The organism is Jiangella sp. DSM 45060 (assembly GCF_900105175.1).
GTDB lineage: Bacteria > Actinomycetota > Actinomycetes > Jiangellales > Jiangellaceae > Jiangella.
This window is the reverse complement of record NZ_LT629771.1, coordinates 5,890,708-5,907,508: the sequence shown is the minus strand read 5'-3', so window position 1 is coordinate 5,907,508 and position 16,801 is coordinate 5,890,708. Positions and strand designations below refer to the sequence as shown.

At 71.4% G+C, this 16,801-nt stretch carries 22 protein-coding genes and 1 riboswitch; of the genes, 14 read left to right on the top strand and 8 right to left on the bottom strand.

The genetic code is table 11. From position 1 onward, the window contains the following. Positions 1-20 precede the first annotated feature (20 nt). Entirely contained in the window at positions 21-287 is a 267-nt protein-coding gene (locus tag BLU82_RS26450) for a type II toxin-antitoxin system Phd/YefM family antitoxin (protein WP_172885707.1), read from the top strand. Further along, positions 284-673: a type II toxin-antitoxin system VapC family toxin gene (locus BLU82_RS26445; protein ID WP_092623930.1), complete on the top strand. Its 390-nt coding sequence runs from the start codon at positions 284-286 to the stop codon at positions 671-673. The genes BLU82_RS26450 and BLU82_RS26445 overlap by 4 nt, the downstream gene beginning before the upstream one ends. A 15-nt stretch (positions 674-688) precedes the next feature. On the opposite strand, the gene BLU82_RS26440 is transcribed toward BLU82_RS26445, so the two are convergent. Genes BLU82_RS26440 through BLU82_RS35325 form a run of 3 tightly spaced genes read right to left on the bottom strand, consistent with a single transcriptional unit; the run spans position 689 to position 2,180 of the window. Continuing rightward, positions 689-1,009 (bottom strand): DUF202 domain-containing protein, encoded by a 321-nt coding sequence (locus BLU82_RS26440; protein WP_092623929.1) that lies wholly within the window; start codon positions 1,007-1,009, stop codon positions 689-691. A 2-nt stretch (positions 1,010-1,011) separates the two neighbouring features. Next, positions 1,012-1,398 (bottom strand): YidH family protein, encoded by a 387-nt coding sequence (locus tag BLU82_RS26435; protein ID WP_069108876.1) that lies wholly within the window; start codon positions 1,396-1,398, stop codon positions 1,012-1,014. Continuing rightward, a complete protein-coding gene (locus BLU82_RS35325; protein ID WP_197682492.1) occupies positions 1,395-2,180 on the bottom strand; it encodes a hypothetical protein in 786 nt (261 codons plus the stop codon). Before BLU82_RS35325 ends, BLU82_RS26435 begins: the two co-directional genes overlap by 4 nt. Positions 2,181-2,390: 210 nt before the next feature. Here BLU82_RS35325 and BLU82_RS26425 point away from each other — a divergent pair, with 210 nt between their 5' ends. Next, positions 2,391-2,660, top strand: coding sequence for a hypothetical protein (locus BLU82_RS26425; protein ID WP_157741277.1), 270 nt, complete (start codon positions 2,391-2,393; stop codon positions 2,658-2,660). 8 nt (positions 2,661-2,668) lie between these two features. On the opposite strand, the gene BLU82_RS26420 is transcribed toward BLU82_RS26425, so the two are convergent. Continuing rightward, positions 2,669-4,114: a trehalose-6-phosphate synthase gene (locus BLU82_RS26420; protein WP_092623927.1), complete on the bottom strand. Its 1,446-nt coding sequence runs from the start codon at positions 4,112-4,114 to the stop codon at positions 2,669-2,671. A gap of 23 nt (positions 4,115-4,137) precedes the next feature. Between BLU82_RS26420 and BLU82_RS26415 the strand changes: the two genes are divergently transcribed. From BLU82_RS26415 to BLU82_RS26385, 7 genes are all read left to right on the top strand, one after another. Next, complete coding sequence (locus tag BLU82_RS26415; RefSeq protein ID WP_092623926.1) at positions 4,138-4,392, top strand: DUF3263 domain-containing protein; 255 nt, start codon at positions 4,138-4,140, stop codon at positions 4,390-4,392. 121 nt (positions 4,393-4,513) lie between these two features. Then, complete coding sequence (locus tag BLU82_RS26410) at positions 4,514-5,059, top strand: LytR C-terminal domain-containing protein (RefSeq protein ID WP_092623925.1); 546 nt, start codon at positions 4,514-4,516, stop codon at positions 5,057-5,059. Beyond that, positions 5,056-5,835 (top strand): trehalose-phosphatase, encoded by a 780-nt coding sequence (otsB, locus tag BLU82_RS26405; RefSeq protein ID WP_092623924.1) that lies wholly within the window; start codon positions 5,056-5,058, stop codon positions 5,833-5,835. The genes BLU82_RS26410 and otsB overlap by 4 nt, the downstream gene beginning before the upstream one ends. Before the next feature lie 28 nt (positions 5,836-5,863). After that, positions 5,864-6,067, top strand: coding sequence for a ribbon-helix-helix protein, CopG family (locus BLU82_RS26400; protein WP_092623923.1), 204 nt, complete (start codon positions 5,864-5,866; stop codon positions 6,065-6,067). Further along, on the top strand, positions 6,064-6,447 hold the full coding sequence (locus BLU82_RS26395) for a type II toxin-antitoxin system death-on-curing family toxin (RefSeq protein WP_092623922.1): 384 nt from the start codon (positions 6,064-6,066) through the stop codon (positions 6,445-6,447). The genes BLU82_RS26400 and BLU82_RS26395 overlap by 4 nt, the downstream gene beginning before the upstream one ends. Positions 6,448-6,534: 87 nt before the next feature. Beyond that, positions 6,535-6,652, top strand: a riboswitch (SAM riboswitch). A 15-nt stretch (positions 6,653-6,667) separates the two neighbouring features. Further along, a complete protein-coding gene (thrC, locus tag BLU82_RS26390; RefSeq protein WP_092623921.1) occupies positions 6,668-7,915 on the top strand; it encodes a threonine synthase in 1,248 nt (415 codons plus the stop codon). A 2-nt stretch (positions 7,916-7,917) separates the two neighbouring features. Then, a complete protein-coding gene (locus BLU82_RS26385; RefSeq protein WP_092623920.1) occupies positions 7,918-8,202 on the top strand; it encodes a ubiquitin-like small modifier protein 1 in 285 nt (94 codons plus the stop codon). Between the two features lie 25 nt (positions 8,203-8,227). Here the strand turns inward: BLU82_RS26385 and BLU82_RS34845 are convergent, their stop codons facing one another. Together BLU82_RS34845 and BLU82_RS26375 are read right to left on the bottom strand one after the other, a co-directional pair. Continuing rightward, positions 8,228-8,383: a hypothetical protein gene (locus BLU82_RS34845; protein ID WP_092623919.1), complete on the bottom strand. Its 156-nt coding sequence runs from the start codon at positions 8,381-8,383 to the stop codon at positions 8,228-8,230. 4 nt (positions 8,384-8,387) lie between these two features. Beyond that, positions 8,388-9,113 (bottom strand): class E sortase, encoded by a 726-nt coding sequence (locus BLU82_RS26375; protein WP_092623918.1) that lies wholly within the window; start codon positions 9,111-9,113, stop codon positions 8,388-8,390. A gap of 137 nt (positions 9,114-9,250) precedes the next feature. Between BLU82_RS26375 and BLU82_RS26370 the strand changes: the two genes are divergently transcribed. The 3 genes from BLU82_RS26370 to BLU82_RS26360 all read left to right on the top strand — a co-directional run bounded on the left by BLU82_RS26370 (position 9,251) and on the right by BLU82_RS26360 (position 13,600). Continuing rightward, positions 9,251-11,590: an Ig-like domain-containing protein gene (locus BLU82_RS26370; protein WP_092623917.1), complete on the top strand. Its 2,340-nt coding sequence runs from the start codon at positions 9,251-9,253 to the stop codon at positions 11,588-11,590. Between the two features lie 123 nt (positions 11,591-11,713). Further along, positions 11,714-12,115 carry a hypothetical protein gene (locus BLU82_RS26365; RefSeq protein ID WP_092623916.1) on the top strand — a complete coding sequence of 134 codons (402 nt, stop codon included), beginning with the start codon at positions 11,714-11,716 and terminating at the stop codon, positions 12,113-12,115. Between the two features lie 21 nt (positions 12,116-12,136). After that, positions 12,137-13,600, top strand: coding sequence for an NAD(P)/FAD-dependent oxidoreductase (locus BLU82_RS26360; RefSeq protein WP_092623915.1), 1,464 nt, complete (start codon positions 12,137-12,139; stop codon positions 13,598-13,600). Here BLU82_RS26360 and BLU82_RS26355 read toward each other — a convergent pair. Together BLU82_RS26355 and BLU82_RS26350 are read right to left on the bottom strand one after the other, a co-directional pair. Beyond that, complete coding sequence (locus BLU82_RS26355; protein ID WP_197682491.1) at positions 13,554-14,438, bottom strand: hypothetical protein; 885 nt, start codon at positions 14,436-14,438, stop codon at positions 13,554-13,556. The two genes, BLU82_RS26360 and BLU82_RS26355, sit on opposite strands and share 47 nt — an antisense overlap. After that, positions 14,435-14,899: a hypothetical protein gene (locus BLU82_RS26350; protein WP_157741276.1), complete on the bottom strand. Its 465-nt coding sequence runs from the start codon at positions 14,897-14,899 to the stop codon at positions 14,435-14,437. Before BLU82_RS26350 ends, BLU82_RS26355 begins: the two co-directional genes overlap by 4 nt. Before the next feature lie 206 nt (positions 14,900-15,105). Between BLU82_RS26350 and groL the strand changes: the two genes are divergently transcribed. Next, positions 15,106-16,734 (top strand): chaperonin GroEL, encoded by a 1,629-nt coding sequence (groL, locus tag BLU82_RS26345; protein ID WP_092623912.1) that lies wholly within the window; start codon positions 15,106-15,108, stop codon positions 16,732-16,734. Positions 16,735-16,801: the final 67 nt, after the last annotated feature.

Below are 16,801 nucleotides of genomic sequence, written 5' to 3'. Positions count from 1 at the left end.
AATTGTGCTACGGTCGACGTATGGGTGAGCCTGCAAGGATTCCGGTCCGCGACCTCCGCAACCATGTCAGTGAGGTCTTGCGGCGCGTCGAGGCCGGGGAGACGCTCGAGGTCACGGTCAACGAGCGGCCGGTGGCTCTGCTGATTCCCCGGCAGGGCCGGCCCCGCACCCTGCCCGTCCGCGAGTTGCTTGCCACGCTGCCGCAGGCCGACAGCGCGCTGGGGCGGCAGCTCGACACGGCCATGCCCGAGACGACCGATGACCTGGACGACCCGTGGCAGACGTGACGGTCGGGCTGCTCGACACCTCGATCTTCATCGCGCGTGAGTCCGGCCGTCCGATCGACGCGCGGGGCATCCCGCTCGAGGGCGCCGTGAGTGCCGTGACGATCGGCGAGTTGCGATGGGGCGTCCTCATGGCGCCCGACGACGAGACCAGATCGCGTCGTCTCGACACACTCAACGCGGCTCAGCGGTTCGAGCCGATCGCCATCGACGACCAGGTGGCAGCGGCCTGGGCATTGTTGCGGCAGCGGCTCAAGGGTGAAGGCGCCAAGATGGGTGTGAACGACTCCTGGATCGCCGCGACCGCGATCGCTCATGGATGGCCCATCGTGACCCAGGACCAAGGCTTCCCCGACGGCGTGGCTGGGCTCCAGGTGATCCTCGTCTGACGACGCCTTGATGCCTCAGCCGAGCGCGTAGGCGATCTCCAGGACCGCCAGCAGCAGCGTGACCAGCGCGACCAGCGCCGGCAGCTTGCCGTCGGGCAGGGCGCGGTCGGCGTGCAGCGCCTCGTGCGAGCGCCGGTAGCGCCGCCGCGCCAGCAGCAGGACGGCCACCGCGACCGGCGCCACCACCAGCCCGAACACCACCGCGGCCGGGCCGAGCGGCTCGGCCGCCAGCCGCGTGGCGAGGACGACGCCGACCAGGAGGGCGAGCGCCGTGCGGGTCCACGCCAGCGCCGTCCGCTCGTTCTGCGCGCCGTGGTCGTAGGTCCGCTCGGCCATCGTCAGGGAGCGACGAGCACGACGACGATGACGATGGCCGCTACGGCCAGCCCGAACGCCAGCACCGGCGCCAGCGCGGGCGACGGCAGCGGCCGCGACTCGCGCAGCGCCCGCTCCGCCCGGGCCCACCGGAAGAACGCCATGACACTGCAGGTGGCGCCGAGCACCGACAGCGCCACCACCAGCACCAGCCGCAGCGCGGTGCGGTCGGGGATCTCCAGCGCCTCCAGCGCGATGCCGGCCGCCAGCAGCGCCAGGGCCGTGCGGATCCAGGCCAGGAAGGTCCGCTCGTTGGCGAACGTGAACCGGGGATCGGGCTCGCTGCCGGCCTCGTAGACGCTGCGCGGCCAGCGGCGGGTGGTGTCGTCGCGGTCCGCGCCGTCGGTCATGATCCGTCGCTCTCGATGTGGAGGGTCGCTCTCGATTGTGTCGGAGGTGTGCTGCGGCGGTGCCGACCGGCCCCCCGCTGGGCCGGTAACCGCAGGTGCCCGGGTCGGACGCCGTTGGCGCCCGCGGGGTCACCCGGTGGCGGTGGCGGCGGGACGGCGTCAGTTGGGGTGGCCGGCGTGGACGGGGCGGCCGGATCGGGCTGGACGGGCGTGGCCAGGGGCCGCAGCGGCTCGGGGTGGGGGAGGCCGGGGCCCAGCAGGCCGGGGCGGACGCCGTCGGGGCGGCCGGGCTCCGGGCGGACGGCGGGCGGCTCGGGGGCCGGGTCGGGTGCCGGGGCCGGGTCGAGGGCCGGGGCCGCCGGCTCGGGCCGCGCGTCCACCGGTTCGGGGTCCGGCGGCGACGGCTCCGGCGCGGACGGCTCGGTGTGGGGCTCGTACTCGATCGGGCGCGTCTCGCGGGTGACGTCGGGCTCGACCACCGGCTCCGGGAGGACGGCGCTGGGCTGCACCCGCCGCGCCCGCCGTCCGGCGCCCCGGGACGCGGCGGGCTGGGCGAACGGGTCGGTGGCGGGGTCGAGCCACTCGATGCTGGTGGCCTCGCCGTGGCCGTGGACGGCGACGAGGTCGTCCATCGATCCCCACAGGCTGGTGGCGGGGTGCGCCGACGCCCAGCGCAGCGCTACGTGGCCGTCGGAGAACACCACGCCGTAGGCCACCACCCCGACCCCGGACACACCGGTGTAGTCGACGTGGCGGACGAGGGCGAACCGTCGTGGGAGCAATCGACCACCGTAACGTTGTGAACTCCGGGCAGGCCGGACGTCACCCCCGTGTCACTCTGGCCTGTGCAGACCTCATCATCGTCGATGCCGCGCGATCCTGTCACGGCGGCCCGCCGTGACACTCCGGACCAGGGGTGCCGCTCGTCAGGGGGCCGGTCCGGGTTACGGTACGTCCCGACTCTCAGTCAAACGTTCCCAGGAGTGATCTCGATGGACCCTCGACTGCAGCCCCAGACCCCCGAAGTCGACCCCATGGTGACCACCGCGGTGATGAACGTGCGCGATCGCTTCGGCGCCGAGGGCCTGCGCGACCTCATGGCCGTCGCACAGCTGGAGCTGCGCAACGTCGAGGCGGCCGAGCAGCGGCTGGCCGCGCTGGCCGAGCCGGCGTCCGTCGCCGAGCCGGTCGACGCCGCGGACACGCAGGCCTGGCTGGCCTACCGCGAGGTCGACCCTGACCCGGGCGACGACCGGCGCTGACGCGGGGTTCAGATCGCCCGCAGCGCGGTGAGGATCTCGGTGGCCCAGCGGCCGATGTCGTGACTGAGGACGTGGTCGCGCAGCAGCTTCATCCGCTGCTCGGCCTCGTCGGGAGCGATGCGCATGGCGGCCAGCATGGTCCGCTTGAGGCCGTCGATGTCGTGCGGGTTGACCAGGAACGCGCCGTCGCCCATCTCGTCGGCGGCGCCGGCGAACTCCGAGAGCACCAGGGCGCCGCGCAGGTCGGACCGGGCGCTGACGTACTCCTTCGCGACGAGGTTCATGCCGTCGCGCAGCGGCGTCACCACCATGACGTCGGCGGCCAGCAGCAGTGAGACCAGCTCGGAGCGGTCGTAGGACGAGTGCAGGTAGTGCACCGCGGGGTGCCCGATGCGGCCGTAGTCGCCGTTGATGCGCCCGACCGCCAGCTCGACGTCGTCGCGCAGCGTCTGGTAGGCCTCGACCCGCTCGCGGCTGGGCGTGGCCACCTGCACCAGCACCGCCTCCTCGGGCGTGATGGCGCCCTGGGCGAGCAGCTCGCCGAAGGCCTTGAGCCGGTGCCCGATGCCCTTCGTGTAGTCGAGGCGGTCGACGCCGAGCAGGATGTACTTCGGCGAGCCGACCTCCTCGCGGACGGTCGCGGCCCGCTGCCGCACGTCGGGATCGTCGGCCAGCCTGGCCACCTCTTCCACCTCGATGGAGATGGGGAACGAGCGGGCCAGCACCTCACGGCCGCCCTCGAGCACGAGGGTCTCGTCGACCAGGGTCGCCGACGCGAACGTCTCGGCCAGCGCCTCGAAGTTGCTGGCCGCGCCGGCCCGCTGGAACCCGACGAGGTCGGCGCCGAGCAGCCCTTCGAGGATCTGCCGCCGCCACGGCAGCTGGGCGAACAGCTCGGTGGGCGGGAACGGGATGTGCAGGAAGAAGCCGATCTTGAGGTCGGGCCGCAGCTCGCGCAGCAGCTTCGGCACCAGCTGCAGCTGGTAGTCCTGGATGAACACGACCGCGTTCTCGGCGGCCACCTCGGCCGCGGCGCGGGCGAAGCGCTGGTTGACGGTGCGGTAGGCGTCCCACCACTCGCGGTGGTACTCGGGCTGGACGATGACGTCGTGGTAGAGCGGCCACAGCGTGGCGTTGGAGAACCCCTCGTAGTAGAGGGCGATCTCCTCGCCCGACAGCGGGACGGGCACGAGGTCCATGTCGTCGGTCGAGAACGGCGGCGGCGCGTCGTCGGGTGAGCCGGTCCAGCCCACCCACGCGCCGTCGTAGGCGCGCATGACCGGCGCCAAGGCGGTGACCAGTCCTCCGGGGCTCCTGCGCCAGGTGGTCGTGCCATCGGCAGCCGTCACCCGATCGACCGGCAGCCGATTGGCGACTACGACGAAACTACTCGTTCCAGTCGTGGACAAATGGGGCCTCCTCGTGCCGACAACGGTAACCGAGTTGTGATGCATGGTTGTCACAGCCCTTGCCTACGATGGCTGCTATGGACGACCACGAGCGCAGGATCCTCGACTTCGAGCACCGCTGGTGGAAGTACCCAGGCGCCAAGGAACAAGCCGTGCGCAGCGAGCTCGGAATGTCCGCCACGCGCTACTACCAGGTGCTGAACGCGCTCATCGATCGTCCCGAGGCGCTGGCGCACGACCCCCTGCTGGTGCGCCGGTTGCGACGGCAGCGCGCGCGGCGGCTGCGCACGCGGTCGGGACGCCCGCTCGCTGCGGAGGCATGAGCGGCCGCGGCAGTCCATACGACAGTGTCGCTGATCTTGATCAAGGAAGCCAGAGGCGCAGACACACCCCGGTGTCTCGCATCCGTCGCGCCGCGTGGCGTACGCTCCTGATCCTGTGACGATGAGTGACCGACTCCAGCGGCTCTGGCCGTCGCTCGTCGCGCTCGCCGGCACCGTGGCGGTCGTGCTGGCGCTGCTCTGGTACTTCGGCGACGACACCGGCGACAACTCCTCCGACGACGACGCCGCGGCTGGCGAGACCGTCGAGGAGCCGCCCGCCACCGAGCCGCCGCCCACGGAGCCGCCGGCCACCGAGCCCCCGCCCACCGAGGCGCCGACGGAAGAGCCGACCGGCCCCGTCACCGCCGACCCCGAGGTCCGCGAGCCGCTCGGCGTGCTGAACCAGACCGACGAGGACGGCCTCGAGGAGCGGGCCAGCGAGCGGTTCGAGGAGGGCGGCTGGGAGGTCGCCGCGATGAGCGGCTTCACCGGCAACGTCCCCGAGACCACGGTCTACGTGCCCGAGGGCATGGAAGAGGCGGCCGACGCGCTGGTGGCGCAGTTCCCGGAGATCGGGCGCGTCATGCCGAACGTCGAGCCGTTCAACGACACCCGGCTGGTCATCGTGCTGGCCGACGACTACCTCGACGAGGTCGAGTCGCAGTGACGCCCGAGCTGCGGCGGTTGTCCGGCCGGCTGGGCCGCACCCTCGTCGCGCTCGACTTCGACGGCGTCCTGTCGCCGATCGTGCCCGACCCCGCCGCCGCCGTCGCGCTGCCGGGGACGGCGGACGTGCTGACGGCGGTCGCGGCGCGGGTCGCGCGGGTCGCCGTCGTGACCGGCCGGCCCGCCGCCGACGCCGTCCGGCTGGGCGGGCTGTCCGGCGTGCCCGGCCTGGTCGTGCTCGGGCACTACGGGCTGCAACGCTGGTCCGACGGCGCCCTGGCCACCCCCGACAGCGACGACGGCGTCGACCTCGCCCGGCGGCGGGTGGCCGAGCTGGCCGCCGCCCGGCCCGGCGTCACCGTCGAGGACAAGCACCACTCCGTCGCGCTGCACACCCGGTCCGCGCCGGACCCCGCGGCGGCGCTGGCCGAGCTGCGCCCGCACGCCGACGCCGTCGCGGCCGAGGCCGGCCTGCAGGTGACGCCCGGGCGGTTCGTGCTGGAGTTGCGGCCGGTGGGCGTCGACAAGGGGATGGCGATCCGGTCGCTGGTGGCCGAGACCGGCGCCACCGCCGTCCTCTACGCCGGCGACGACCTCGGTGACCTCCCCGCGGTCGCGGCGGTGCGCGACCTCGCCGCCTCGACGGACCTCGTCGGGCTGGTGGTCTGCTCGGACGCCGAGGAGGCCTCGGCCGAGCTCCGCGCCGCCGCCGACGTCGTCGTCCCCGGGCCGCCCGGGGTGCAGGCACTGCTGCGCGAGCTCGCCGCCCTCGACTGAGGCGGTATCACGGCGGTATCATGGCCGTATGGCGATGACACTCCGGCTCACCGAGGAAGAGACCGAGATCCTGCGGCAACAGGCCGAGCGCGAGCATCGGTCCATGCAGGAGGTCGCTCGGCTGGCGATCCTGGAGCGAGCCGAACGTTCCGTCCGCGACCAGCATGTCCGCGGCCTCGCCCGAGTGGTCAAAGAGCGCCACGCTGAGTTGCTGGCCCGGCTTGCCGAGTGACCAGCTACCTCAGCCTGGCGGACGTGCTGGCTGTCGCTGAGGAGATCCTGGACCACCCCGTAGAGGTCCGCGATCTCGGTCTGCTGGACTCCGCCGTTCATCGGCCGCAGGCGTCGATGTTCGGCGCCGATGCGTACCCAGATGTGCCGACCAAGGCTGCGGCGCTGCTGGAATCCTTGGCGCGCAGCCACCCGTTGATCGATGGCAACAAGCGGCTGGCTTGGGTCGCGACGACGGTCTTCCTGCTCGACAGCGGCCTGAGTCTGCTCGACGTCGACCAGGGCGTGGCCTACGACTTCGTGATCGAAGTCGCGGAGGGGACGTGTGAGCTCGCCGACATGGCGGCCTGGCTGGCCGAGAACGCCAGACCACTCGGGTGACCATCCACGATGCGATACAAATCCGTCTCGCATCGTGGATGGCGGCTGCCTGGATCCAAAAGTCGCACGTATGGTGACAACCAGTTGTCCTCATCCAGAGGAGCCGAGGGACCGGCCCGTCGAAGCTCCGGCAACCGTCCGTGTCGATCAGCGCGATGACGGTGCCAATTCCGGCCCGCCCGACCCGGGGCGGGAGAGATGAGAAGGGATCCGCAGCAGCATGACCGTCACCGGAACCACCTCCCTGGGGCGCGCCACGCACCTGTCATGTCGTGAGTGCGGCACCACCGTCGAGCTGGGCCCCTTCTACGCGTGCATGGAGTGTTTCGGGCCACTGGAAGTGGCCTACGACTTCGGCACGATCACCCGCGAGCGCATCGAGAGCGGCCCGCGCTCCATCTGGCGCTACCGCGACCTCCTCCCGGTCCCCGAGACCGTCACCGAGATCCCCAACACCGACCCGGGCTTCACCCCGCTGGTCCGCGCCGACAACCTGGCCCGCGAGCTGGGCCTGAAGCGCCTCTGGATCAAGAACGACGCCGCCAACCCCACGCACTCGTTCAAGGACCGCGTCGTGGCGGTCGCGCTGGCGGCGGCGCGCGAGCTGGGCTTCAAGGTGCTGGCCTGCCCGTCGACGGGCAATCTGGCGAACGCGGTGGCCGCGGCGGCGGCGCGGGCCGGTATCACCAGCTACGTGTTCATCCCGAGCAACCTCGAGCAGCCGAAGATCACCACGAGCGCCGTCTACGGCACCACGCTGGTCGCCGTCGAGGGGAACTACGACGACGTCAATCGGCTGGCCTCCGAGCTGGCCGGCGAGCACGACGACTGGGCGTTCGTGAACGTCAACGTGCGGCCCTACTACGCCGAGGGCTCCAAGACGCTCGGCTACGAGACCACCGAGCAGCTGGGCTGGCGGCTGCCGAGGCAGGTCGTCATCCCGGTGGCCAGCGGCTCGCAGCTGACGAAGGTCGACAAGTCCTTCCGCGAGCTGGTCCAGCTCGGCCTGGTCGAGAGCGACGCGCCGGCCATCTTCGGCGCGCAGGCCACGGGCTGCTCACCGGTGGCGACGGCGTTCAAGGAAGGCCACGACGTCGTCAAGCCAGTGCGGCCCGACACCATCGCGAAGTCGCTGGCCATCGGCAACCCCGCCGACGGGCCGTACGTGCTCGACGTCGCGCGGCGCACGGGCGGCGCGGTCGAGGACGTCAGCGACGCCGAGGTGGTCGACGGCATCCGGCTGCTGGCCCGCACCGAGGGCATCTTCGCCGAGACCGCCGGCGGCGTCACCGTCGCCGTCCTGGCGAAGCTGCTGCGCGAGGGGAAGCTCGACCCCGACGCCGAGACCGTCATCTTCAACACCGGCGACGGGCTCAAGACGCTCGACGCCGTCTCGTCCGTGGTCGGCCCCGCCGGCACCATCGCACCCACTACCGAGGCGTTCCACAGCCTCGTCAACGGAGGCTGAACATGAGCGTCGCCGTACGCGTCCCGACCATCCTGCGCACCTACACCAAGGGCGAGTCCGACGTCAGCGTCGACGTGCCCGAGGGTGCCACGCTCGCCGACGTGCTGGGCGCGCTCGACGCCGCCTACCCGGGCATCGGCGCGCGCGTCCTCGACGACACCGGCCAGATCCGCCGCTTCGTCAACGTCTACGTGAACGAGGACGACGTGCGCTTCTCCGACGGCCTGAAGACGCCGACGCCGGCGGGCGCCAAGGTCTCCGTCATCCCGGCGGTCGCCGGCGGCTGACGCCGCGCTCCGGGCGAGGTCACCGTCAGCCGACGGTGACCTCGCTGATGTTGAAGGCGTCCTCCGCCCACGGGAAGATCCAGATGAACAGCGCGTAGACGAGCGCGGCGATGAGGACCAGGTAGATGAGCAGCCGAAGGGGCCACGGTCCCGGCAGGTGCCGCCAGATCCAGGCGTACATCTGTCTAGACTTCCTCTCCGCCGATCAGGATGCCGGTCGCGTACATACGGTGTGACGAGCCCCACCGCGGCCAGCACGTGGTGAGCGTGATGCGCCGTTCGGTCGCCTCGGTGTCGGCGCTCTCGCCCGGCACGGGGTCGACCACCCAGCTGTCGCGGATGCCGATCTTGTTGCCGTCGGGGTCGCCGTTCGGCGCGCTGTCCAGTTCGTAGAGATACGTGCCGGTGGCGGTCTCGATCTCGATGATGTCGCCGACCTGCAGCTCGGGGAACTGGGCGAACGGTTCGCCGTGACCGGAACGGTGCGCGGCGATGGAGAAGTTCCCGACCTGGCCGGGGTCGACGGTGTCGAGGTAGTGGCCGGGCCCGTTCTTGAGGTCGGAGTCCTCGGTGCCCTGGACGATGACCCACTCCCAGTCGTCGCCGAAGCGGGGGATGCGGATGATGCCGTAGGCGTCGCCGACCTCGAGCTGGTCGAGCGGGATCGGGTCCTTCTCGACCACCCCGGAGTCGAGCCCGAGTTGGTCGCGCAGGTCGTCCTGAGCGTTGGCCGTCTGGATGCCGGTGCCCCACAGCGTGTAAACCACGAACAACAGCACGACGGCGCCCGCGGTGAGCATGAACTCACCGACGCCGCCCGCGATGAGGGCGGCGACGTTGCGCTTGGGCGCCGGCTGGGGAGTGTTCCGGCGGGAGGCTTTGCGGCGCCCCCGGGCCGCCTTGCGATGCATGCCCAAGAGCCTAACCGCCGACCCATGGTGCTCGTGAGCTGATCTCGGCGAGAGGGGTCGAACCGGAAAATCGGGTCTGCTAACGTACCGCGAGCATGTGCCCTGAGAATCGTTGAATCTTCAGGAGATATGAACAAATGAATCGCACAATCACACGGCGGCTGCTGGCCGCGGTGGCGGTGACCGGGACGGGCGCACTCGCGTTCGCCGGCGCCGTGCCGGCAAACGCCACTGATGACCTGACCGACCTGGTCGATCTCAAGTCCGAGGAGGTCGTGGAGCGCTCTCTCGAGGTCGCCGCCGACCGAGCCGAGCTGGCGGTCGACACCGTGCGGGAACTGGTCGAGACCGGGCAGGCCATGGTCGGCGACAGCGGCACGCTGTCGTACACCGACCGGTTCGACGCTCCCGACGGCCACGCCGACGAACCGTCCACGGCGGCCGACGTCCCGGGTGACCCCGCGGGCGGCTCGAAGCCGGGCGCGGCGTTCACCGTCTACCTCGACTTCGACGGCGCGACGGTCCAGAACACCGAGTGGAACCGGTCGTACGAGGAGGACGTGTTCGAGCTGTCCGCCAACGCGGCCGCCTCCGACGCGGACTACGTGTACCAGGTGTGGGCGCGGGTGGCGGAGGACTACGCGCCCTTCGACGTCAACGTCACCACCACCGACCCGGGCGCCGACGCGCTCTACAAGACGTCCGAGGACGACGGCGAGTACGGCATGACGGCCGTCATCACCGACACCACGGACATCGCTCCGGCCGACCAGGCCAGCGGGCGGGCCTGGGTGGGCGGGTTCGGCAACGAGTTCCTGTCGCCGGCCATGATCTTCGCGCCCATCGCGCGCGACAGCAACGCCCCCGACGTCGGCAACATCGTGTCGCACGAGGTCGGCCACACGCTGAACCTCGGCCACGACGGCATCGGCGACGACGAGTACTACGGCGACACCCTGGCCGAGCCCACCTCGCTGTGGGGCCCGATCATGGGCGCGCCGTGGTCGACGCCGCTGTCGCAGTGGTCGCCCGGCGACTACTCCGGCGCCACGAACACCCAGGACGACCTCGCCGAGATCACCGCCGACACCACGCTGCAGACGTTCGCGGCGTTCGACGGCGACGTCATGTGGAACGACATCTTCTGCACCGACGCCGCCGACCCGAACAACCCGCAGCCCGGTGACTCCGCGTACAAGCCGGCCGGGCCGGCCGACAACCCGTGCGCTGAGATCGGCGACGAGCTGACGCTGAAGTTCTACTACGCCGGCCGGGCCGCGTACGCGGCCGACGACCACGGTGACGTGCTCGACGACGCCACCGCGCTCGACAACGGCTCCGGCGAGTTCACCGAGGCGGGCATCATCTCGGAGTCCGGCGAGCGCGACGTGTTCTCGCTCGTCACCAGTGGCGGCCCGGTCACCATCTCGGCCGAGGGCGCCAGCGTCGGCGCGAACCTGGACATCAACCTGGAGCTCATCGACTCCGCTGGTGACCTGGTCGCCGAGGCGAACCCCGAGACGGCGACCGACCTCGCCAGCTCGCCCACCGACCGCACGGCCTCCGGCCTCGACGCTCAGATCGAGACCGAGCTGGAGACCGGCCTGTACTACGTGCGGGTCAGCGGCGCCGGCCAGGGCGACCCGGCGGCGAACACGCCGAGCAACGGCTCGGGCTACACCGAGTACGGCAGCCTGGGCAACTACACGGTGTCCGGTACGGCCGCCCCGTTCGAGGCCGACCCGATCACGATCATCTCGCCGGAGGGCGGCGAGGAGGTCCAGCCGTCGCCGGTGGAGATCACCGGTTCGGCCGAGCCCGGCTCGACGGTCACGCTCACGCTCGGCGACGAGGTCGTCGGCGAGGGCACGACCGACGACGAAGGCACCTGGAGCATCGTCCTGACCGCCGACCTGCCGTACGGCGAGTCGACGATCACCGCTCAGCAGACGGTCGGCACCATCGAGGTGCCCGAGACCGCGTCGGTGACGCTCGTGGTCCCGGTCGACCCGCCGACCATCGTGCGGCCGGTCGACGGCGACACCGCCACCACGGCCACGCCGACGTTCACCGGCGAGGGCCTGGCGGGCGCGTCCGTCGAGCTGAGTATCACCTGCGGCGAGGAGACCTGGGCCGGCACGGCCGAGGTCGACGGCGAGGGCGCGTGGACGTTCACGCCCGAGCAGAACCTCCCCAACGGTGAGTGCACCGTCACCGCGGTCCAGACGATCAACGGCGTCACCTCGGCGCAGACCGAGCCGGTGTCCTTCACCGTCGACGTCGCGGGTGACGACGAGGGCTCCGAGGACGGCGGCGAGAACGGCTCCGAGGACGGCGGCGACGGCGGCACGGAGGACGGCGACGACCTGCCCGACACCGGCGCGTCGATGAACCCGCTCGTCCTGACGGCCGGCCTGCTGCTGCTCGGCCTGGGTGGTGCGCTGTACGCGCGCACCCGGCGCAGCGTGACCAGCTGACGTCAGCACCCCTGAGACGGGGCCCGGGACCTACGTGGTCCCGGGCCCCGTCCGCGTTTGCGGGCCGCCCACACGAAACCGCGGCCGCGTCCCGTGCGTCAGACTCAGGAAGGAGGAACCGACGTGTCCGACACCGCTCAGCAGCCCCGCAACCGCACCGTGCTCGCCGTGGCCGCCGCCGTCGTGGTGGTGGCGCTGGCCGTGGTGCTCGCGGTCTGGCTGACCCGCGACTCCGGCGACGACGACGGCTCCGTGGCGGTGCCGTCCGCCCAGCCGCCGGCCTCCACCTCGACGCCCGGCGACGACGCCGCCGCGCAGGCCCAGGGCGAGGTGCTGCCGAGCCCGATGAGCGGGCAGGAGGCCGTCGACGCGCTGGGCGACCAGCTCGAGTACGTCGCCGAGCTCAACGCCATGAGCGTCGACGAGCTGCGCGAGCTGCTGCTGCGCGACGCCTCCGTGCAGGTCACGCCGAGCGGCCGGCTGATGTACGACGACCGGATGACACCACCGCCCACCTCGCAGTGATCGCCGTCGTAGGATGGCGGCGTGCAGGCGTCCGAGCAGTGTGACGCCGTCGTCGTCGGGTCCGGCCCGAATGGGCTGGCGGCGGCGGTGGTCCTGGCCCGGGCCGGTCTCGAGGTCCGGGTCTACGAGGCGCAGCGCACCGTCGGCGGCGGCGCACGCACCCTCGACCTCGGCCTGGCGCCGGGCATCGTCCACGACATCTGCTCGGCGGTGCACCCCATGGCCGCCGCGTCGCCGTTCTTCCGCGCCTTCGACCTCACCGCGCGCGGCGTCCGGCTGAACTACCCCGAGGTCTCCTACGCCCAGCCGCTCGACGGCGGGCGCGCCGGCATCGCCTACCGCGACCTCGACCGCACCGTCGAGGGCCTGGGCCCCGACGGCCGGGCCTGGCGGCGGCTCATGCGCCCGCTGGCGAAGCACTCGCCGGCCGTCGTCGAGCTGGCCCTCGGCGACCGCCGCAGCCTGCCGCCCGACCTCCTGACCGCGGCCCAGTTCGGGCTGTCGCTGCTCGAGCAGGGCACCGGGCTGGGCAAGCTGCGCTGGTCCGACGAGGTCGCGCCCGCGCTGCTGATGGGCGTCGCCGCGCACGCCATCACCCCCATCCCCACGCTGACGGCGGCCGGTACGGCGCTCTCGCTGGGCGCGCTCGCGCACTCGCCGGGCTGGCCGCTGCCGGTCGGCGGCAGCCAGGCCATCATCGACGCGCTGGTGGCCGACCTCGAGGCACACGGCGGCAGCGTCCACCGCGGCGTCGAGGTCACCTCGATGAGCCAGCTGCCGAAGGCGCGCGCCTACCTGTTCGACACCAGTCCGTGGACCCTCGCCGGCATCCTGGGCGAGCGGCTGCCGGCCCGCTACCGCCGCGCCATCGACCGGTTCAAGGCCGGCAACGCGGCCGCCAAGGTCGACTTCGTGCTCTCCGGCCCGGTGCCGTGGGCACACCCCGAGGTCGGCCGCGCCGGCACCATCCACGTCGGCGGCACGCTGGCGGAGATGTCGCTGGCCGAGGCCGAGGTCAAGGCCGGCCGGCACGCCGAGCGGCCGATGATCCTCTCGTCCGACCCCGCGGTGTTCGACCCCGCCCGCGAGGTGGGCGGGCTGCGGCCGTTCTGGACGTACACCCACGTGCCGGCCGGCTCCACCGTCGACGTCGGCGACGCCGTGCAGGCGCAGATCGAGCGGTTCGCGCCCGGCTTCGGCGACGTCGTCGTCGAGCGGCACACCATCCCGGCGGCGAAGATGGCCGACCACAACGCCAACTACCGCGACGGCGACATCGCCGCGGGCGCCATGACCATGTGGCAGATCTTCGCCCGTCCCACGCTGTCCTGGAACCCCTACGCCACCCCCGTGCCCGGCGTCTACCTCTGCTCGGGGTCGACGCCGCCCGGCCCGGCGGTGCACGGCATGAGCGGCCTCAACGCCGCCAAGCGGGCGCTCAGGACGCGGTTCGGGATCCGCCGGGTGCCGTCACTCGCGCCCTGAGCCGCTGCGCCACCGGCACCAGCCGCTCCAGCGGCAGGAACGCCAGCCAGCAGATGACCGTCGGCAGGAAGTGGATGCCGAGCGCCAGGTAGGTCATCAGGTGGAAGCCGGCGAACGTGACGACCGCCAGGTACAGCGCCTTGCCCTTGAGCCACAGCACCACGGGCGACAGGAACTCGATGATGATCAGGCCCCACTGGGCGATGATCAGCAGCCACGGGTAGTCGGTGGTCCAGCGCACGAGGTCCGAGCCGCGCCGCATGATGGCCCAGATGAACACCGCGCCGTTGGCCCAGGTGGCCGGCGAACCGCTGCGCACCCACTTGACGACGGCCGACGCGAAGTAGGTCGCGATGACCGACACCTGGATGCAGCGGAACGCCCAGCCGGCCGACTCGCTGGAGTCGGTGTCGGTGAACCGGGCCTGGCCGATGGTCGGCAGCACGACGACCGCCACCATCAGCGCCAGGTGGTCGTGCGAGACGTAGCCGTAGCCCTGGCTGAACACCATCCACTGGAAGTACGCGACGGCGACGATCCAGCCGGCGACGCGGGGCAGGAAGCCCGTCGCCGCCACCAGGGCGCCGACGACGATGACGATCTGCAGCGTCTGCGCCAGCGGCAGCGACGGCTCCGGCAGCGGCAGCACCCGGCCGACCCACGTCGGGTAGTACAGCTCCGGCGCGTGCGCCATCGGGATGACGTCGTTGGTGAGCCGGAAGATGTCGTAGAGCACGAACAGGTAGATCGCGACCCGCAGCACGGCCACCCGGGCCAGCGGGACCGGCCGGGTCCACCAGCCGACGACGGCGCGCCCGGCGTCGAGTGCGCGGCTCACCGCTGCACCTCCCACGACGTCAGCTGCTCGATCTCGGGCTCGCCCTGCTGGATGCCGTCCTTCAGCTGGTACGTGCTGCGCATGACGTAGAGCGCGACGTACGGGTCGGCGTCGGGGTGCAGCTCGGACCAGGAGTTCGCGATGGCCTGCAGCAGCGACGGGTCGTCGACGATGCGGTTCAGCTGGGACTCGATGTCGGCGCGTCCGACGCCGACGCCCTGCGGGTTGAGCGGCACCCGCACCCGCTCGCCGGTCTCGGTGTCGGCCATCATGTAGACGGACCGGACGGTGCCGTCGAGGTCGCGCGGAGTGGCGTACTGCGACAGCGAGCCGAGCGGGAAGTAGTCGTTGGTGTCCTGGAGCTGGCCCATGGTCAGGATCACCAGAGCCACTCCGGTGACGCCGAGTCTCCAGGCCAGGCCCCGCCGGGAGATGCGCCGGACGGCCGGTTCGGAACTCACAGCCCGCGAGTATACGGGGTATAGGGCGGCGCTTGCACTCTCCATGGCAGAGTGCTAAACACGTTGTTAGCACTCTCGAGGTGAGAGTGACAGGACTTCGGATCGGCGAGGCCGCGGGGGCCCGGTGACAGGAGCCGGGAACTGGCGGTCGTCCGTCGCGGGCGTCGAGCCGGAACTTCCACCCGCTATGGGAGGACCAGGAACCCATGCCAAAGATCATTGCCTTTGACGAAGAGGCGCGGCGTGGCCTCGAGCGTGGCATGAACTCTCTTGCTGACGCCGTCAGGGTCACTCTCGGCCCGAAGGGCCGTAACGTCGTGTTGGAGAAGAAGTGGGGCGCTCCCACCATCACCAACGACGGTGTGTCGATCGCCAAGGAGATCGAGCTCGAGGACCCGTGGGAGAAGATCGGGGCCGAGCTGGTCAAGGAGGTCGCGAAGAAGACCGATGACGTGGCCGGTGACGGCACGACGACGGCGACCGTGCTGGCCCAGGCGCTGGTCCGTGAGGGCCTGCGCAACGTGGCGGCCGGTGCGAACCCGATCGCGCTGAAGCGGGGCATCGAGCGGGCCGTCGAGGCCATCGCCGAGCAGCTGCTGTCGACGGCGCGTGAGGTGGAGACGAAGGAGCAGATCGCCGCGACCGCGTCGATCTCGGCCGGTGACTCGCAGATCGGTGAGTTGATCGCCGAGGCGATGGACAAGGTCGGCAAGGAAGGTGTCATCACTGTCGAGGAGAGCAACACCTTCGGGCTCGAGCTCGAGCTCACCGAGGGCATGCGCTTCGACAAGGGCTACATCTCGGGCTACTTCGTCACCGACCCGGAGCGCCAGGAGGCCGTCCTCGAGGACGCCTACGTGCTGCTGGTCGAGTCGAAGATCTCCAGCGTCAAGGACCTCCTGCCGCTGCTCGAGAAGGTCATGCAGGGCGGCAAGCCGCTGCTGATCATCGCCGAGGACCTCGAGGGCGAGGCGCTCGCCACCCTGGTCGTCAACAAGATCCGCGGCACCTTCAAGTCCACCGCCGTCAAGGCGCCGGGCTTCGGCGACCGCCGCAAGGCCATGCTGCAGGACATCGCCATCCTCACCGGTGGCCAGGTCATCAGCGAGACCGTCGGCCTCAAGCTGGAGAACGCGACCCTCGACCTGCTCGGGCAGGCTCGCAAGGTCGTGGTGACCAAGGACGAGACGACGATCGTCGAGGGTGCCGGCGACGCCGAGCAGATCGCCGGGCGGGTGTCGCAGATCCGCGCGGAGATCGAGAACTCCGATTCGGACTACGACCGCGAGAAGCTGCAGGAGCGGCTGGCCAAGCTGGCTGGTGGCGTGGCCGTCATCAAGGCGGGCGCGGCGACCGAGGTCGAGCTGAAGGAGCGCAAGCACCGCATCGAGGACGCGGTGCGCAACGCCAAGGCGGCTGTCGAGGAGGGCATCGTCGCCGGTGGTGGCGTGGCGCTGATCCAGGCCGGTGCGGCGGCGTTCGAGAAGCTGGAGCTCGACGGCGACGAGGCGACCGGTGCGAACATCGTGAAGGTGGCCGTCGAGGCGCCGCTGAAGCAGATCGCGGTGAACGCCGGTCTCGAGGGCGGGGTCGTGGCCGAGAAGGTGCGCAGCCTTCCGGTCGGGCAGGGCCTGAACGCGGCGACCGGTGAGTACGTCGACATGCTCGGCGAGGGCATCAACGACCCGGTCAAGGTGACCCGGTCGGCGCTGCAGAACGCCGCGTCCATCGCCGGTCTGTTCCTCACCACCGAGGCCGTCGTCGCGGACAAGCCGGAGAAGACCCCGGCCGCTCCCGCCGACCCCAGCGGTGGCATGGGCGGCATGGACTTCTGAGTCCGGCCGCACCACCAGCACCACGCGTACGAGGGCGGTACCCCAGCCGGGGTGCCGCCCTCGTCGC

What these genes read in the sequence shown, in the direction of transcription:
- groL (WP_092623912.1), top strand. Translation starts at nt 15,106, where the DNA reads ATGCCAAAGATCATTGCCTTTGACGAAGAGGCGCGGCGTGGCCTCGAG.
- thrC (WP_092623921.1), top strand. Translation starts at nt 6,668, where the DNA reads ATGACCGTCACCGGAACCACCTCCCTGGGGCGCGCCACGCACCTGTCA.
- BLU82_RS26410 (WP_092623925.1), top strand. Translation starts at nt 4,514, where the DNA reads ATGAGTGACCGACTCCAGCGGCTCTGGCCGTCGCTCGTCGCGCTCGCC.
- BLU82_RS26375 (WP_092623918.1), bottom strand. Translation starts at nt 9,113, where the DNA reads ATGCATCGCAAGGCGGCCCGGGGGCGCCGCAAAGCCTCCCGCCGGAAC.
- BLU82_RS26435 (WP_069108876.1), bottom strand. Translation starts at nt 1,398, where the DNA reads ATGACCGACGGCGCGGACCGCGACGACACCACCCGCCGCTGGCCGCGC.
- BLU82_RS26400 (WP_092623923.1), top strand. Translation starts at nt 5,864, where the DNA reads ATGGCGATGACACTCCGGCTCACCGAGGAAGAGACCGAGATCCTGCGG.
- BLU82_RS26450 (WP_172885707.1), top strand. Translation starts at nt 21, where the DNA reads ATGGGTGAGCCTGCAAGGATTCCGGTCCGCGACCTCCGCAACCATGTC.
- BLU82_RS26440 (WP_092623929.1), bottom strand. Translation starts at nt 1,009, where the DNA reads ATGGCCGAGCGGACCTACGACCACGGCGCGCAGAACGAGCGGACGGCG.
- BLU82_RS26415 (WP_092623926.1), top strand. Translation starts at nt 4,138, where the DNA reads ATGGCTGCTATGGACGACCACGAGCGCAGGATCCTCGACTTCGAGCAC.
- BLU82_RS26425 (WP_157741277.1), top strand. Translation starts at nt 2,391, where the DNA reads ATGGACCCTCGACTGCAGCCCCAGACCCCCGAAGTCGACCCCATGGTG.
- BLU82_RS26385 (WP_092623920.1), top strand. Translation starts at nt 7,918, where the DNA reads ATGAGCGTCGCCGTACGCGTCCCGACCATCCTGCGCACCTACACCAAG.
- BLU82_RS26370 (WP_092623917.1), top strand. Translation starts at nt 9,251, where the DNA reads ATGAATCGCACAATCACACGGCGGCTGCTGGCCGCGGTGGCGGTGACC.
- BLU82_RS26420 (WP_092623927.1), bottom strand. Translation starts at nt 4,114, where the DNA reads ATGCATCACAACTCGGTTACCGTTGTCGGCACGAGGAGGCCCCATTTG.
- BLU82_RS34845 (WP_092623919.1), bottom strand. Translation starts at nt 8,383, where the DNA reads ATGTACGCCTGGATCTGGCGGCACCTGCCGGGACCGTGGCCCCTTCGG.